The sequence below is a fragment of the Croceicoccus sp. genome, assembly GCF_983967925.1.
The window spans coordinates 16721-31157 of the sequence record NZ_CFETID010000007.1; the positions used below are offsets into that span (position 1 = coordinate 16721).

At 65.9% G+C, this 14437-nt stretch carries 12 protein-coding genes; 7 read left to right on the forward strand and 5 right to left on the reverse strand.

Going from position 1 to position 14437, the window contains the following annotated elements; genetic code table 11:
• Positions 1–19: 19 nt before the first annotated feature.
• The 3 genes from AC4FIJ_RS05860 to AC4FIJ_RS05870 all read right to left on the reverse strand — a co-directional run bounded on the left by AC4FIJ_RS05860 (position 20) and on the right by AC4FIJ_RS05870 (position 4493).
• Positions 20–1621, reverse strand: coding sequence for an inorganic phosphate transporter (locus tag AC4FIJ_RS05860; protein WP_490335775.1), 1602 nt, complete (start codon positions 1619–1621; stop codon positions 20–22).
• A gap of 187 nt (positions 1622–1808) precedes the next feature.
• Entirely contained in the window at positions 1809–3065 is a 1257-nt protein-coding gene (locus AC4FIJ_RS05865; protein WP_490335776.1) for a lipopolysaccharide biosynthesis protein, read from the reverse strand.
• A 15-nt stretch (positions 3066–3080) separates the two neighbouring features.
• The gene (locus tag AC4FIJ_RS05870; RefSeq protein ID WP_490335777.1) at positions 3081–4493 is read right to left on the reverse strand and encodes a hypothetical protein; all 1413 of its coding nucleotides are present in this window, start codon (positions 4491–4493) and stop codon (positions 3081–3083) included.
• Positions 4494–4660: 167 nt separating this feature from the next.
• On the opposite strand from AC4FIJ_RS05870, the gene AC4FIJ_RS05875 reads away from it, so the two are divergent.
• From AC4FIJ_RS05875 to AC4FIJ_RS05885, 3 genes are all read left to right on the forward strand, one after another.
• Complete coding sequence (locus tag AC4FIJ_RS05875) at positions 4661–5701, forward strand: D-alanine--D-alanine ligase family protein (RefSeq protein ID WP_490335778.1); 1041 nt, start codon at positions 4661–4663, stop codon at positions 5699–5701.
• Positions 5698–6567 (forward strand): NTP transferase domain-containing protein, encoded by an 870-nt coding sequence (locus tag AC4FIJ_RS05880; RefSeq protein ID WP_490335779.1) that lies wholly within the window; start codon positions 5698–5700, stop codon positions 6565–6567. Before AC4FIJ_RS05875 ends, AC4FIJ_RS05880 begins: the two co-directional genes overlap by 4 nt.
• 143 nt (positions 6568–6710) lie before the next feature.
• Entirely contained in the window at positions 6711–7289 is a 579-nt protein-coding gene (locus AC4FIJ_RS05885) for a superoxide dismutase family protein (RefSeq protein WP_490335780.1), read from the forward strand.
• A gap of 64 nt (positions 7290–7353) precedes the next feature.
• Here the strand turns inward: AC4FIJ_RS05885 and AC4FIJ_RS05890 are convergent, their stop codons facing one another.
• Positions 7354–8748, reverse strand: coding sequence for a M28 family peptidase (locus AC4FIJ_RS05890; RefSeq protein ID WP_490335781.1), 1395 nt, complete (start codon positions 8746–8748; stop codon positions 7354–7356).
• Between the two features lie 149 nt (positions 8749–8897).
• On the opposite strand from AC4FIJ_RS05890, the gene ettA reads away from it, so the two are divergent.
• Positions 8898–10571: an energy-dependent translational throttle protein EttA gene (ettA, locus tag AC4FIJ_RS05895; RefSeq protein WP_490335782.1), complete on the forward strand. Its 1674-nt coding sequence runs from the start codon at positions 8898–8900 to the stop codon at positions 10569–10571.
• 7 nt (positions 10572–10578) lie between these two features.
• Positions 10579–10845: an acylphosphatase gene (locus AC4FIJ_RS05900; RefSeq protein WP_490335783.1), complete on the forward strand. Its 267-nt coding sequence runs from the start codon at positions 10579–10581 to the stop codon at positions 10843–10845.
• On the opposite strand, the gene AC4FIJ_RS05905 is transcribed toward AC4FIJ_RS05900, so the two are convergent.
• Positions 10842–12191: a chloride channel protein gene (locus AC4FIJ_RS05905; protein WP_490335784.1), complete on the reverse strand. Its 1350-nt coding sequence runs from the start codon at positions 12189–12191 to the stop codon at positions 10842–10844. The genes AC4FIJ_RS05900 and AC4FIJ_RS05905 overlap by 4 nt on opposite strands.
• Before the next feature lie 220 nt (positions 12192–12411).
• Between AC4FIJ_RS05905 and AC4FIJ_RS05910 the strand changes: the two genes are divergently transcribed.
• Together AC4FIJ_RS05910 and AC4FIJ_RS05915 are read left to right on the forward strand one after the other, a co-directional pair.
• On the forward strand, positions 12412–13482 hold the full coding sequence (locus tag AC4FIJ_RS05910) for an RcnB family protein (protein ID WP_490335785.1): 1071 nt from the start codon (positions 12412–12414) through the stop codon (positions 13480–13482).
• 151 nt (positions 13483–13633) lie between these two features.
• The gene (locus AC4FIJ_RS05915) at positions 13634–14308 is read left to right on the forward strand and encodes a prolyl hydroxylase family protein (protein WP_490335786.1); all 675 of its coding nucleotides are present in this window, start codon (positions 13634–13636) and stop codon (positions 14306–14308) included.
• Positions 14309–14437: the final 129 nt, after the last annotated feature.

The following is a 14437-nucleotide window of genomic DNA, read 5'->3' on the forward strand; positions in this document are numbered from 1 at the left end:
CGAACCCGCTGTCCCGCCTTTAGAACAGCGCATCCAAAGCCGCGAAGGAGAGCGCCGCCATCGATGCCGCAGCCGGCAGGGTGATGACCCATGCCAGCGCGATCGGCTTCATCAGTCGCCAGTTGGTCTGCCGGTTCGCAAGGCCGATCCCCAGTACCGCGCCGATCAATATATGCGTGCTCGACACCGGCAGGCCCAGCGTCGAGGCCAGCATGACCACCGTGGCAGCGGCAAGTTCGGCGGCAAAGCCCGATGCGGGATGCATGGTGGTCAGGTGATGGCCGACGGTCGCGATCACTTCCTTGCCGATGAACCAAAGGCCGACGACCAGCGCGATGCCGAACGCGATCATCGCAGGCGGCGGAACCGCCGCACTGGGCCCCACGCTGCCATTGCGCAGGACGTCCAGAATGGCGGCGAACGGGCCGATCGCATTGGCGATGTCGTTGGCGCCGTGGCTGAAGGCAAAGCCGCTGGCGGTGAACACCTGCAGCCAGCTGAAGATCAGGAAGGTCGAGGTGTCGAGCGAACGGCCCTTGAGCGTACGGGCGAAGATATAGGTCGCCATCCATGCCGCCGCCCCGATCATCGCCATGATCAGATAGTTGTGCAGCGTGGAAAGCCCCAGCTCCATGTGCTTGAGGCCCTTGAACAGCAGCATCGCCGATATGACCGCGGCCCCGAACGCCGCGACGACGGGCACCCAGTTCTGCAGCGCCTTGTGCGCGGCCAGATCCGCCTTTTGCGTGCGCAGCTGGTGCAGGCCGCGATAATAATCGGTTTCAAGGTCGTCGGGCGTGAACCCGTCCTCGTCCAGCGCCTCGGCATCGCGGATCATCATATGGGTATAGCTGATCTTCTGGATGTCGGAGAGCCGCTCGAACCGCGTCTTGTGCTCGTCGCGCAGCCTGCGGCGTTCCTCGTGCAGCCGCGCAAGATGCGCCTTCATCATGTCGTTGAACGCCAGGATATGCCGCTTGATCATCCAGAAGAGGCCATAGGACACCAGCCCGCCCAGCACCGGCGACAGCACCCATGACACCGCGATGGTGCCGATCTTGTCCCATTGCACCAGCGCCAGCGCCGCATCGCCCCCGCCAAGCGAGAAGCCCAGCATCACCGAACTGCCGACGATGCCGCCCACGATCGAATGGGTGGTCGATACCGGCCAGCCCTTTTTCGTCGCGAACAACAGCCACAGCGCGGCCGCCAGCAGCGCCGCCATCATGATGAAGACGAACTGCATCGGCTGCACCTGCATGGCGCCAAGGTCGACGATGCCGCTGCGGATCGTGTCGGTGACCTCGCCGCCCGCGATCACCGCGCCGCTGACTTCGAAGACGGCCGCGATAGCCAGCGCCTGCTTGACCGTGATCGTGCCCGCGCCGACGCTGGTGCCAAAGCTGTTGGCGACGTCGTTGCCGCCGATGTTGAAGGCCATGAACAGGCCGAATGCGGTCGCGAGCAGAAAGATGGCGACATTGCCGCCACCCGTATAATCGAGGCCCCAGACCATGAAGCCGACGCTGGCGGCGGCAAGCAGCAGCGCAAACGCCACATCGGTCAGGCTGAAGGCGAAACCGCCCGTCCTTTGCGTCCCCAGATTCAGTTGCGATGCCATCGTCTGCCCCCAAACTCGCCCACGATCTTCAGGCCCTGCACCGCGCACGCGACATCGGCTGGAAACAGACCGGGCGAAGAGAGGGCGCTAGGCAACGAATGCTACACGCAGGTGACAAGCGCCGCGGGTGCCACGAATATGACTTGGCCGCGCCTCGCTTGTCCGTTCCCGATCTCTGACCCGGCGGTCAGGCGATGGAGCCGATAGCGGCGCCTGACTGGCCGCGCGTCGCGGAAACGGCATGCGCCAGCCCCGCGAAGGTCAGCACGCTGGCGGCAAGAATGCAGGCCGCGACACCGATCAGCCCATAGGCGGCGATGGCCCAGGGCATGGCGGACAACGCCAGCACCAGCGGCCCCAGCCGCATGGCCAGCGCCCTGCCCGCCCGCTGCCGCGCCACGAGAAGCGCTTCCCAGCTCGATGCTGCAAGCTCTATCGCGCCGGCGAAGGACAGGATCACCAGCGCCGGATAGGCAAAGGCAAATGCTGCGCCAGCTATCCACTCAATCGCGAACCGCCCGCCCATCACCGCGGCGGCGACGGACAGGGCGCCCGTCAATGCGGCGAGCGCGACCATGCGGCGTGTGACCGCGGCGGAACTGTCCGCGCTGCGCACGAATTCGGGATAGATCGCGCGCGACACCGCCTCGCCCAGCTGCACCAGCGCCTGACCCAGCTGCGATGCGACGCGGTAACCGCCTGCCAGCGCCGCCCCGCCGAATGCGCCCACGCCCAGCAGCAGGACCTGTTTCGATACGACCGCCAGCGTTCGCGACAGGCTGGTAGCGACGACGAAAGGCCAGATACCGGGATAGCGGGAAGGAAATCGGGCCAGCGACACATCCGATAAGCGGACGGAAACAAATCGCGCGGCCAGCAGCCAGTAGGCCGCGGCGCAGATCAGTTCCGCCAGCGCCCATGCGGCGACAAATCCTGCCAGTGTCGGGACCCAGATCGCGGCGGCCACGGCGCCTGCCGCACGGGTCAGCGGCAGGCTCGCCTCGGCGGCGGTGGACAAGTCATAGCGGTCGTGCAGCCGCAATATACCGGTCGGCGTCGACCGAAGCGCCAGCAGCGCCGCGGCGGACAGTGCGACGATCAGCGCTCCGCTGCCCAGCGGCAATGGCAACCAGAGCGGGGCGGTAAAACCGGCAGCCAGCGCAAGGAGAATACCGCCCGCCATGCTGGCAAGGTCGAGCGCCATGGCAAAGCCGGTCGCGGGCGCCGCATCGCCATCGAAATGCCCCCATTTGACCAGCATCTGCCACGTGTTGAAACTGGCAATGCCCGCAACGGCCTGCGCCAGCACAAGGATCATCGCGAACGCGCCGAACCCCTCGATACCCAGCGTGCGGGTGGCTAGGCCGAGATAGACCAGGCTGAAAGCCGCATTGATGCCGCGACTGCCCAGCAGCCATCCGATATTGCGAAAGATATTGCTCATGCGTGCATGGCCGCGTCAGGCAACGCCTTTCTGCGCGGCGGACAGCACCGAACGGATCATGCCCATGTCGCCTGCAAGCCGCGCATCCAGCGCGCCCGGCGAAAGGCACGACAGCTCTGCGATCAGCGGCATCGACAGGCTGATCCGCAGCGTGCCGCCCCAGCCTCCGCCGGGCAAAGGAATGCACTTGACCGGCTGGCCCAGCCGCAGACCGCGCGCCGCCAGCACCCGGTGCCAGCGCTGCGCCACGGCGATATCGGGCGCCGACGGCAGGACGCTGAGATCGAGGGTGGCGAGCGTCGATGTGTGAAGCCCGTCCCCCGTAAGACACGGGGCGACCAGCGCGGTGCCGAGCGCGTCGGACAGCAGTGCGACATGTCTGGCGAAGGCGGCGATCACTTCGCGGACATTCGCTTCGTCCAGCGCCCTGAATCGCTCCAGTTCGAACAGCGCCGCTTCCAGCCGCAACAGCTGGCCGGGATTGGCACCGCGCGGCAGATGATCGCAGGCTCTCCAGTCTGCCGGCCATTCACCCCGGCGGAAGATGGCCGCCAGCCCTTGCGCAAGGCTGGCCGGCGGCGTCCACTCTGCAGGCACCAGCGCCATGCCCGAAAACGGAGGGCCGCCCATGAATTTCGATCCGGTCAGCAGCACCATGCAGCCCCGTTCGATCAGCGCGCCCAGATCGCCGGGCGACAGCCGCGACTGACAGGCATCGACCACGAAACGCATGCCGGGATGCCGCGCGCGCAACCGGTCGAGATCGGCGAGATCGGGCAGCACCAGCCCGGTCTTCGATCCATACACGACATGGACCAGGCAATCGCGGCCCTCTTGATGCGCGGCAAGCGCGATGTCCTCGATCCGGCGCGTGATGTCGGCACTGGACCGCGGCCTGCCGCAGGTCTCGCGCACCGCGATATCGACCAGCCCGGTCCCTTCCAGCCCTTCGACCACCGCGCCTCTTTGGGTCCGTTCGGCCACCGCGGTCCGGTCCGCGAAATACCGGCCCGCCGCCGAAAGCACGCAGCCGCTTCCCACCTCGTCCGCACCGATCAGCACGTTGACGACAGGCCCGCCCGCAAGCGCCAGCGGCACATATTCCAGATCGGTGCCCGAAGGCGCGAACACGATGGCGGTGCCGTCGTCCAGCCCCCAGCCTTGCCTGATCCGTCCGCGCATCCCTTCCAGCGCGGCGGCGTAAAACCCGTCGTCCGACAGCGCATCTTCGGGCCATTGTTCCATCAGCCCGGCCAGATGCCGGAACGCGGGCAGAGAGATGTCGTTGGCGGTCGAGGACGCATAACCCAGCGTCGAGCGCGGAAAGGGCGACGCGCCATAGCGGTTGGTATTCTGCCCGCCGGGCACGGTGATCCGGTCGTCACCGCCAAGGGTCAGCAAGCGGGACAGGAATTGGGCTGCAGCCACGCGCAAGCTCCGCGATTGAATGGCAATGTTGCAGCCGTGCCCTAACCGGCAACGGCGACGGTTTCGTGACGCCCTGAATTTCGTGACGAGGCAAAAAGCGCGCCCGCTGTAACCGCGCTGACGCAAACCACTCGGGCCTGTAACATAGCGCCCTCATCCTTGGCGTCATGCAGAACCTGACCTTCGGCGCGGCCCAGATTGCCCGCATTCCGGCGGAGGCGAAATCGCGCCTCCATGTCCTGTTCATCGCCAAGCACGTCTTCTGGCAAGGCGGCCTGCACCATGAGGACGGCAATCACGCCGTCTATCATGGCGAGATACGGCGATGCCTCGAGGACATGGGTATCAGCGTCTCGCTTGCCGACGGTTACGAGGCTCTGTTCGCCGATCCGGGCTGCGACTTCATCTTCCCGCTGCTCAATCGCGGCGGCTTCCTCAATTCCGAAATGATGCTGCCCCTGCTCGCCACCCGGCTGGGCATTCCGTTCCTAGGCGCCAGCCCGATCCTGCGCGGCCATTCCGACGACAAGCACCTGTCAAAGCTCGAGGCCGCCGCCCGCGGCATTCCCACCGCGCCCTGGGGCATCTTCCGCCGCGGCGCGCCCGTCGATCCGGCCCATTGTCCCGAGGGCGAGAGGCTGGTCATCAAGCCCAATGCCTCTTCGGCCAGCTGGGGCGTGCGCGATGCGGGAAGCTGGAGCGAAGCCCGCCGCGCGATCGAGGAAATCCACGACGAGGGCCATGACGCCATCGTCGAGCCTTTCCTTGACGGCAGCGATGTCGAGGTGCCCGTCATCACCAGCGGCGGTCACCCCGCGATCCTGCCGATGATGCTGTTCGAACAGGCCGATCCCACCCATCTGCGCACCTATCAGGAAAAGCGCGATCTGGTGGAGCGCGAACAGAAATACCGGCTGGTCCCGTTCGGGGACGAAGCCGCCGCCGCGCAGATTGCCGACTATACAAGGCGCATGGCAGGCACCTTTTTCCCGTTCGATTATGGCCGGTTCGAATTCCGCTATGACCCGGCAACGGGACAGGCCCGGTTCCTCGAGGTCAATCTGAACTGCAATCTGTGGTCGCAGAAAGTGTTCGGCGTCGCGGCGGCGCTTCTGGGCTGGAGCCATGGCGACCTCATCGAAACGATCCTTTGCGAAAGCCTGACCCGCCACGGGCTGCTCGAAATCTCGGAGAGTCTTGCAGCATGAACAGCCATTCGTTCAACGCCCGCCCCGCGCCCAGCGCACGGCTTCGCGCCATCGTCCTTGCCGCACAGCGTCAGGGCGCGCTCGACCCGCTGGCCGCGCGTTTCGGCACCACGCACAAGTGCCTGATTCCGCTGCACGGCCGCCCGCTTATCGCCTATGTGCTCGAAACGCTGGGATCCAGCGCGCATGTCGGCGAGATCGTCGTGTCGGTCGAGAAAGATCAGTTCTCCGAGATCGCGGCGATCGCGGCGCATCTCGGCCTTGCGGGGCGGGTCCGGCCTATTGCCGCGCAGTCTAACATCGCCGACAGCGTGATTGCGGCGGCAGAGGATCATGACGGGCCGTTCCTTATCACCACCGCCGACAATGCCCTGCTGACCGAGCGATCGATCGCGGCGATGGCCAAGGCGCTGGACCGGTGCGATGCCGCCATGGCCCTCGCGCAGGAAGAATCGGTGCGCGCCGCGCATCCCGAAGGGCAGCGCCGCTTCTACGGCTTCCGCGATGGCGGCTATTCCAATTGCAACCTTTACGGCATCGGCAGCCGCAAGGCGTTGTCCGCGGCGGAGATCTTTCGCGGCGGCGGGCAATTCGCCAAGAAGGCGCGCCGCATCGTCGATGCCTTCGGTCTGGTCAACCTGCTGATGCTGCGCGCAAGGCTGGTATCGCTGGACGGCGGGCTGCAGCGGATTTCCCGCCGCATCGGCCATCGTATCGTGCCGGTCGTTCTGCCCGACGGCAGCCAGGCCATCGACGTCGACAATGACCGCACATATGACGTTGTGGCGGAATTGCTGGAGCCGCGCCTGCACGCCCGCCAGCACGCCCCCCTGCACGCCATGCACCCACCCCGCCGCGCCGCCTGACGCGGCGGCGTCGGGCGGGACGCAAAGCGCCGCGCGGGAACACCGTGCGGCGAAGGGCATTGCTTTAATCAGACGCAGCGGCATCCGGTGCGCTGCCACAAGCGATTCCGTAAGGCCGATGGCCGAAACCCAAGGAGCATCCCATGACGATCCGATTTGCCGCGACCACGGTCCTTGCAGGCATCAGCGCGCTGGCGCTGGCCGCTTGCGGTCCGGACCCGACGTCCACAGAAACCGACATGGCCGCCGAGGACATGGACATGGCGACGGACGATACGATGACTCAGACCGCCACGGCCGTACTGAACGACACGAACGGCAATGAAGTCGGCACCGTAACCGCGACAGGCAGCGGCGAGACGCTGATGCTCTCGATCAATGCGATGGGCATGCCCGAAGGCGAGCACGGCGCGCATATCCATACGACGGGCGATTGCTCGGCCAGCGATTTCACCAGCGCGGGCGGTCACTGGAACCCGACCGATGTCAATCACGGCACCGAAAGCGCCGAGCCCAATCCGCATGCGGGCGATCTGCCGAATCTGACGATCGCGGCCGACGGCACCGGTTCGATGGAGGGGACCTCCACCGGTACGTTCGAAGGGCTGATGGATGCCGACGGGTCGGCCTTCGTGATCCACGCCGATCCCGACGATTACGAAAGCCAGCCCAGCGGCGACGCCGGTGCGCGCATCGCCTGCGGCGTCTTCACCGCCAGCTGACGGCATTCAGCTAATAAATGGTAGGAAGGGGCGGTCCATGTGGCCGTCCCTTTCCTGTTGGTTCCTATTCGGCCTGCAGATCACCCGGCGCATTGGCGAGCAATGCGACCGTCGCCGTCCACGCCGCGACATTCTGGCGAAGCTGAGCTGGATCGATCTTGTCCAGCGTGTCGTCGGGGGTGTGGTGCAGGTCGAAATAGCGCGTCCCGTCCTGCTGCAGGTCGATGACGACCGGCTCTACCGCTTCGACGATCGCGCCGGTGTCGGCACCGCCGGTCGCAGGCTGCGTGCCGCGCACCACGCCCATCGGCGCGAGCAGCGCGGCCAGCCGGTCGGCCAGCGGCATGGCTAGGCGCGTCGTATCGAGCCGCCATACCTTGTCCGCGCCGAAATCGCTTTCCATCGCGAAGGCATGCGCCTCGTCCTTGTGCGCTGCGCCATAGGCCTTGCCGCCGAACACGCCGACTTCCTCGGCCCCGGCGAACAGCAGGCGGATCGTGCGGCGCGGTTGACCCATCGCGGCCACGCGCTTGGCCGCCGCGGCGATGATGCCGCAGCCCGCCCCGTCGTCGAACGCACCCGTCGCGAGGTCCCAGCTGTCGAGATGGCAGGCCAGCAGCGCCACGCCCGCTTCGGGATCGCTGCCCGGGATTTCGGCGATCACATTTCCGCTGGTCGTCTGGCCCATGTCGCGCGGCGTCAGCGTCAGCTTCAGCATCAGCGGCTTGCCCGCAGCGGCGGCGCGTTCCGCCATGCGCTCAAGGTTTTCGGCATCGGGGATCGACAGCGCGCCTGCGGGGATCGCGTCCTGCCCCTCGTCGAACGTCGTGCCGCCGGCATGGGGGTTGCGGTGGTGGTCGGTGCCGATCGACTTGATCACGATGGCCGACGCGCCCTTCTTTTCCGCCAGCGAAGCGCCCGTCCAGCGCGCCGGTCCGGCAAGGCCGTATCCCGATCCGTCCTGCGTCGGCTTCATCCCGTGCGAGACATAGGCGATCTTTCCGCCAAGGCTGCCGTCCGGCACCGCTTCCAGCGCGGCGCGCGAGGGGAAGACCGCGACTTCACCGATCAGCCCCTGCGTCCCGGTCGACGCGCTATTGCCCAGCGCGGTCACATGCATCGGCTGCGGGAAAGGCGAGACGATCTCGGCCTCTTCCTCGCCGCGCACCCATGTCCGCATGGTGAAAGGCTCGTCCCGCACGTTCGAGAAGCCTTGCGCCCTCAGCCAGCGCATCGCCCATTCGCGCCCGCGCGCCTCGTCCTCGGTCCCGGCCATGCGGGGGCCGATCTCGGTCGTGATACCCTCGACGAAATCCCATGCGACGCTGTCATCCTCCAGCGCCTGGTCGCGCGCGGCGGCGATGTCCGCATCGGGCATCTGCTGCGCCATGGCGGGCGCGGCGGCGAGAGTTGAAACACTGGCGGAAAGCGCGGCAAGCGCGAGAAGAGGTTTGTGCATGGCCAGTTTGCTAATGCGCCCGCCGCCGCCTGTCGAGACGGCGCGTCGCCGGTTCCCCACAACGCGCTAACCGCTTGCCCGAAACCGCCGCAGCCCCTATCTGCCCGGTCAACTCTTCCGAACACCCAATTTGTCACGAAGGACGTCCGATGGCCGCCCAATACGCATATGTCATGAAGAACATGACAAAAACCTTCCCCGGCGCGCAGAAGCCGGTGCTTTCCGACATCAACCTGCAGTTCTATCAGGGCGCCAAGATCGGCATCGTCGGACCCAACGGCGCGGGTAAGTCCACGCTGATCAAGATCATGGCCGGCGTGGACAAGGATTTCACCGGCGAAGCATGGGCGGGTGAGAACATCACGGTCGGCTATCTTGAGCAGGAGCCCGAGCTGGATCCGACCAAGACCGTGCTGGAAAACGTCAAGGACGGCGCGCGCGAGACCGCGGACATGGTCGAACGATTCAACGCAATCGGCATGGAAATGGCCGAGGAAGACGCCGATTTCGACGCGCTGGGCGCCGAAATGGCCGAGCTTCAGGACAAGATCGACGCGGTCGATGGCTGGACGTTGGACAACCAGCTGGAAATCGCGATGGAGGCGCTGCGCTGCCCGCCCGGCGACTGGCCGGTGACCGATCTGTCGGGCGGTGAAAAGCGCCGCGTGGCGCTGACCCGCCTGCTGATCCAGAAGCCGTCGATCCTGCTGCTGGACGAACCGACCAACCACCTCGATGCCGAAAGCGTCGAATGGCTGGAAAACCACCTCAAGGAATATGCGGGCGCGGTGCTGATGATCACCCACGACCGCTACTTCCTCGACAATGTGGTGGGCTGGATCCTCGAGCTCGATCGCGGGAAATATTTCCCCTACGAGGGCAACTACTCCACCTATCTCGAAAAGAAGGCCAAGCGCCTGTCGCAGGAAGAGCGCGAGGAAAGCGGCCGCTCCAAGGCTCTCAAGGAAGAGCTGGAGTGGATCCGGCAGACCCCCGCCGCGCGCCAGACCAAGTCCAAGGCGCGTATCCGCAAGTTCGAGCAGTTGCAGGAAGCACAGGCCGATCGCCGTCCCGGCAAGGCCCAGATCGTCATCCAGGTGCCCGAACGCCTTGGCAGCAAGGTGATCGAGGCGAAGAACATCTCCAAGGCCTATGGCGACAAGCTGCTGTTCGAGGATCTGTCCTTCACCCTGCCGCCCGGCGGCATCGTTGGCGTGATCGGCCCGAACGGCGCGGGTAAATCGACCTTGTTCAAGATCCTGACGGGCAAGGAAACGCCCGACAGCGGCGAGGTCGCCATCGGCGAGACCGTCCACCTCGGCTTCGTCGACCAGAGCCGCGATCACCTCAACGACAAGAACAATGTCTGGCAGGAGATCTCGGACGGGCTCGACTACATGAAGGTCAATGGCCACGACATGTCGACGCGCGCCTATGTCGGCGCGTTCAACTTCAAGGGCCAGGACCAACAGAAGAACGTCGGCAAGCTGTCGGGCGGCGAACGCAACCGCGTCCACATGGCCAAGATGCTGAAGGAGGGCGGCAACGTGCTCCTGCTCGACGAGCCGACCAACGACCTCGACGTTGAAACCTTGGGCGCGCTGGAAGACGCGATCGAGAATTTCGCGGGCTGCGCGGTGGTCATCTCGCACGACCGTTTCTTCCTCGACCGACTGGCGACCCATATCCTTGCATTCGAGGGCAATTCGCACGTCGAATGGTTCGAAGGCAACTTCGAGGCCTATGAAGAGGACAAACGCCGCCGCCTGGGCGACGCGGCAGACCGTCCGACCAAGCTGCAATACAAGAAGCTGACGCGCTGAGGGCGGCTTGGCGGCGGTTCGGCTCATCCTCCACGGAAAGGTTCAGGGCGTGTTCTATCGCGACTGGACCGTTTCCGCCGCGCGCGATTTCGGCCTGACCGGCTGGGTCCGCAACCTGCCCGACGACACGGTCGAGGCATGGCTGGAGGGTGAGGACGCCGTCATCGACCGCATGATCGCGGCCATGCAGGACGGCCCGCCCCGCGCCCGGGTCGACCGCATCGAGCGCGAGGACGTCGAATCCGAAGGCTTCGCCAGCTTCGAAAGGCGCTAGGCGGCGGGCTCGCCCCGCTTCGTCTTGCCCTCGGCCTTGGACAGAACCGAACGCGGCAGGAAATCGCGCGCCAGCTCGTGGTAGAGCCGCTTGCGGCATACCATCGAACCTGCCCAGTCTCCGATCAGCGCGGTCGCGAACAGCGGTAGGATCGCATGGCTGCTGCCGGTCGCCTCGCTCAGGATGATCACCGCGGTCAGCGGCGCGCGCACCACGCCGGTGAAATAGCCTGCCATCCCCAGCAGCACGATCAGCCCCGCCCGCTCGGTCGGGAACAGCGGGGTCATCAATTCGCCAAAGCCCGCACCCACCGCCAGCGAAGGCGCGAAGATGCCGCCCGCGATCCCGCTGGCGCTGGTGGCAAGCGTCGCCGCGAACTTGGCGGGGCCATACCATAATGGACCGCCCTCACCCTCCAGCATGGCGCGGGTCGGTTCATATCCGGTGCCTGCCGTCAGACCTCCGCTCGCCAGACCCAGCAGCGCCACGACAATCCCACAGATCAGCGCCGTCAGCACGGGCCGCGCCTTCAGCCTTGCGGCCAGCGCCGAACCCGGACCGCGCATGGCCAGCATGGCGCGGGTGAACAATCCGCCCAGCACGCCGCCAACAATACCCGCCAGCGGCGCTGCGATCAGAACCGTGCCGATCGAAAGCCCGCCGCCCATCTGGCCGAAATAGACGTAATTGCCCGCCAGCCCCTGCGCAGTCAGGCCCGCGATCATCACCGCGCCCATCACCAGCACCGCAACCCGCTGTTCATAGGCGACGGCCAGTTCCTCGATAGCAAAGGCGATCCCTGCCAGCGGCGTGTTGAAGGCCGCCGCAACGCCCGCGGCGCCGCCCGCGATCAGCACGCCCGGCGTCATCGGCACGCGCAACATGCGGTGCACCGCGACCATGATCGCCGCGCCCAGCTGCACCGTGGGCCCCTCGCGTCCCACCGCGCCGCCGCCCGCCAGTGCGCCCAGCGTCAGGACAATCTTGCCAACCGCCGACCGCATCGACACCAGCGCCCGCGCCGCCCGCCCGCGCGGCTGCCGGCTTGCGGCGATGACCTGCGGAATACCCGATCCGCGCGCTTCGGGGGCAAGCCGGGATTGCAGCAGCGTGATCCCGACGAAGATCGCCGGTGTCATCACCAGCGGAATATAGGGGTTGATCCCACGCACCTGCAGGAACAGCAGATGCGCCGCATCCGCCGCGCGCGCAAACAGGATGGCGATAATGCCGACCATCACCGCGCCGATCAGCGTCGCGACACGGCGCCCCCATTCGCGGCGGCCGATCAGCAGTTCTGAAACATGGTCCGGCAGGAGGCGACCGGATGGCCGATTGCGCAACATTGGGGCCACCTATGGGCCGCATCGCGAGTCGTCCACCCCCGAAAACAGGGCCAACAACCAAGGCAGCACCGACGTTCAGAAAAATGGCAATATTAATGAATGACTGCGGACCGGTTCAGATTTGCGACAGACGGTTACATGTAGGACAGCATTCATGACGCAACGGCGCGAGGTCTTGTCACAGCCAAAACCCTCCGCGTTCACAATATCGGAGAATGCCATGATTAGGGTTGAGAGCTTAAAGAGGCTGACCGGTCTGGCACTGGCGACGACCATGCTTGCCGGTGCGCCGGTCGCGCAGGCCGCGGATACCCGCACCGCGCTGCAGGCCGCCGCTGCCACACAGACATCTGTCCCGTTGACGGCGCCCCCGATGACGCCCTCGGCCAGCCTGGCCGATCCGCAAGTACGCGGTAACGGCCCGTGGGCCCGTGCCCAGCGCAAGGCGCAGAACCCTTCGGCCAGCCGCCGAAGCGAACCGCGGTCGCAGCCGCGTCCTACACGCCGCGCCGATACGCCGCGCGCTTCACGCAGCGAACGCCCCGATCGGACGGCCATGCGATCCAACCCTTCGGCCAACCGCTCGCAAGCTAGTCCGTGGCGTGCACCCCAAGCCAATAATCCGGCGGTGAATGCACCCGCGCGGGGCGATGGCGACCGCAACCGCAGCTATGCCGACCGTGAGCGCAACCGCAGCTATGCCGACCGCGGCGACCGGAATGGAAACCGCGACCGCGATCGGGACCGCGACCGGGATCAGCGCGACTGGAACCGCGACCGCGATCAGCGCGACGGACGCAACTGGAACCGCGACCAGCGCGATGGACGCCATTGGGACGGCGATCGCGACAGGCATCGCGACAGGGACCGGGACCGTTATCGCGACTACAGGCGGGACGGCGACCGCTGGCGCAATGATGGTCGGCGTTACGGCGACAATCGCTGGCGTCACGACTATCGCGACCAGCGCCGCGACCACCGTCGCTGGGATCGTGGCTGGCGCGGCAACAACCGCTATGACTGGTATCGTTACCGGTCCCACAACCGGAACCTATATCGCGCCGGTGCGTATTACGTCCCTTACCGTAACTGGAGCTATCGCCGGATAAGCGTCGGCTTCACACTGGGATCGCTGTTCTACGGCTCGCGGTACTGGATCAACGATCCGTGGCGCTATCGCTTGCCCGAAGTATACGGACCCTATCGCTGGGTGCGGTACTACGACGACGTATTGCTGGTCGATATGTACAGCGGACAGGTCGTGGACGTGATCTACGATTTCTTCTGGTAGGCCCAGGGTGGCAGACCTCTACCGTAAGGTGGGGCCAGCCGGAAGCGAGGCCCCCGTCTGGCGGCGGGGGCCTTTGCTTTTGCATTGATCGCGCCGCCGCGCCTGTGCTTTAGCAGCGCATAATATCTTATCGCGCCCGCAGGACAGGACCATGGCGAAAGTCGCACGGATCGACGAGACCAATCGCAAGCAATTGCAGGACATGAACGCCGCGACGCTGGCCCGCGTCCGCGCGGATGACAGCGTGCAGGTGCTGTGCGACGACGGGCTGCAATTGTTCGGCATTCCCGAATTCTTCTCGGCAGAGGAATGCGAACGGCTGATGGGCATGATCGACATGTGCGCGCGTCCTTCGCCGGTCTTCGAGGTGGATTATGGACGGCAGGCGCGCACCAGCTTTTCGGGCGATCTCAACCATAACGATCCCTTCGTGCGCAGCCTGCACCGCCGCATGGACGACCTGCTGGGCGTCGACGAGCAGTTTGGCGAGACCTTGCAGGGCCAGCGCTATGAGGTGGGGCAGGAATTCAAGCCGCATCACGACTGGTTCGACACCAGCCAGGAATACTGGAAAGGCGACGTCGCCAGCGGCGGCCAGCGCGCCTGGACGCTCATGGTCTATCTGAACGAGGTCGAGGAAGGCGGGAACACCGACTTCCCCAAGGTCGACATCTCTGTCCCCCCGCAGCCGGGCACGCTGATTATGTGGAGCAATGTGCTGGCGAACGGCAAGCCCAACATGGACACGCTGCACGCCGGAACGCCCGTGGTGAAGGGCGTGAAATATGTCGTGACCCGCTGGTATCGCGGGCGGCGTTGGTATTGAGGGGCGGCCGCCCGCGCAGTAGCGCGAGCATCGCGCAGCGAGCGCAGCGCTAATGCGCCTGAGGCGGCGCCTCGGTCGGCGGCTGCAAGGGCAATCAGGCCCGCCGCAAGTCGTTCGACGTGACAGCCG

Coding starts and splice junctions, on each gene's coding strand:
- AC4FIJ_RS05860 (WP_490335775.1), bottom strand. CDS start 1,621: ATGGCATCGCAACTGAATCTGGGGACGCAAAGGACGGGCGGTTTCGCC.
- AC4FIJ_RS05865 (WP_490335776.1), bottom strand. CDS start 3,065: ATGAGCAATATCTTTCGCAATATCGGATGGCTGCTGGGCAGTCGCGGC.
- AC4FIJ_RS05875 (WP_490335778.1), top strand. CDS start 4,661: ATGCAGAACCTGACCTTCGGCGCGGCCCAGATTGCCCGCATTCCGGCG.
- AC4FIJ_RS05880 (WP_490335779.1), top strand. CDS start 5,698: ATGAACAGCCATTCGTTCAACGCCCGCCCCGCGCCCAGCGCACGGCTT.
- AC4FIJ_RS05885 (WP_490335780.1), top strand. CDS start 6,711: ATGACGATCCGATTTGCCGCGACCACGGTCCTTGCAGGCATCAGCGCG.
- AC4FIJ_RS05890 (WP_490335781.1), bottom strand. CDS start 8,748: ATGCACAAACCTCTTCTCGCGCTTGCCGCGCTTTCCGCCAGTGTTTCA.
- ettA (WP_490335782.1), top strand. CDS start 8,898: ATGGCCGCCCAATACGCATATGTCATGAAGAACATGACAAAAACCTTC.
- AC4FIJ_RS05905 (WP_490335784.1), bottom strand. CDS start 12,191: ATGTTGCGCAATCGGCCATCCGGTCGCCTCCTGCCGGACCATGTTTCA.
- AC4FIJ_RS05910 (WP_490335785.1), top strand. CDS start 12,412: ATGATTAGGGTTGAGAGCTTAAAGAGGCTGACCGGTCTGGCACTGGCG.
- AC4FIJ_RS05915 (WP_490335786.1), top strand. CDS start 13,634: ATGGCGAAAGTCGCACGGATCGACGAGACCAATCGCAAGCAATTGCAG.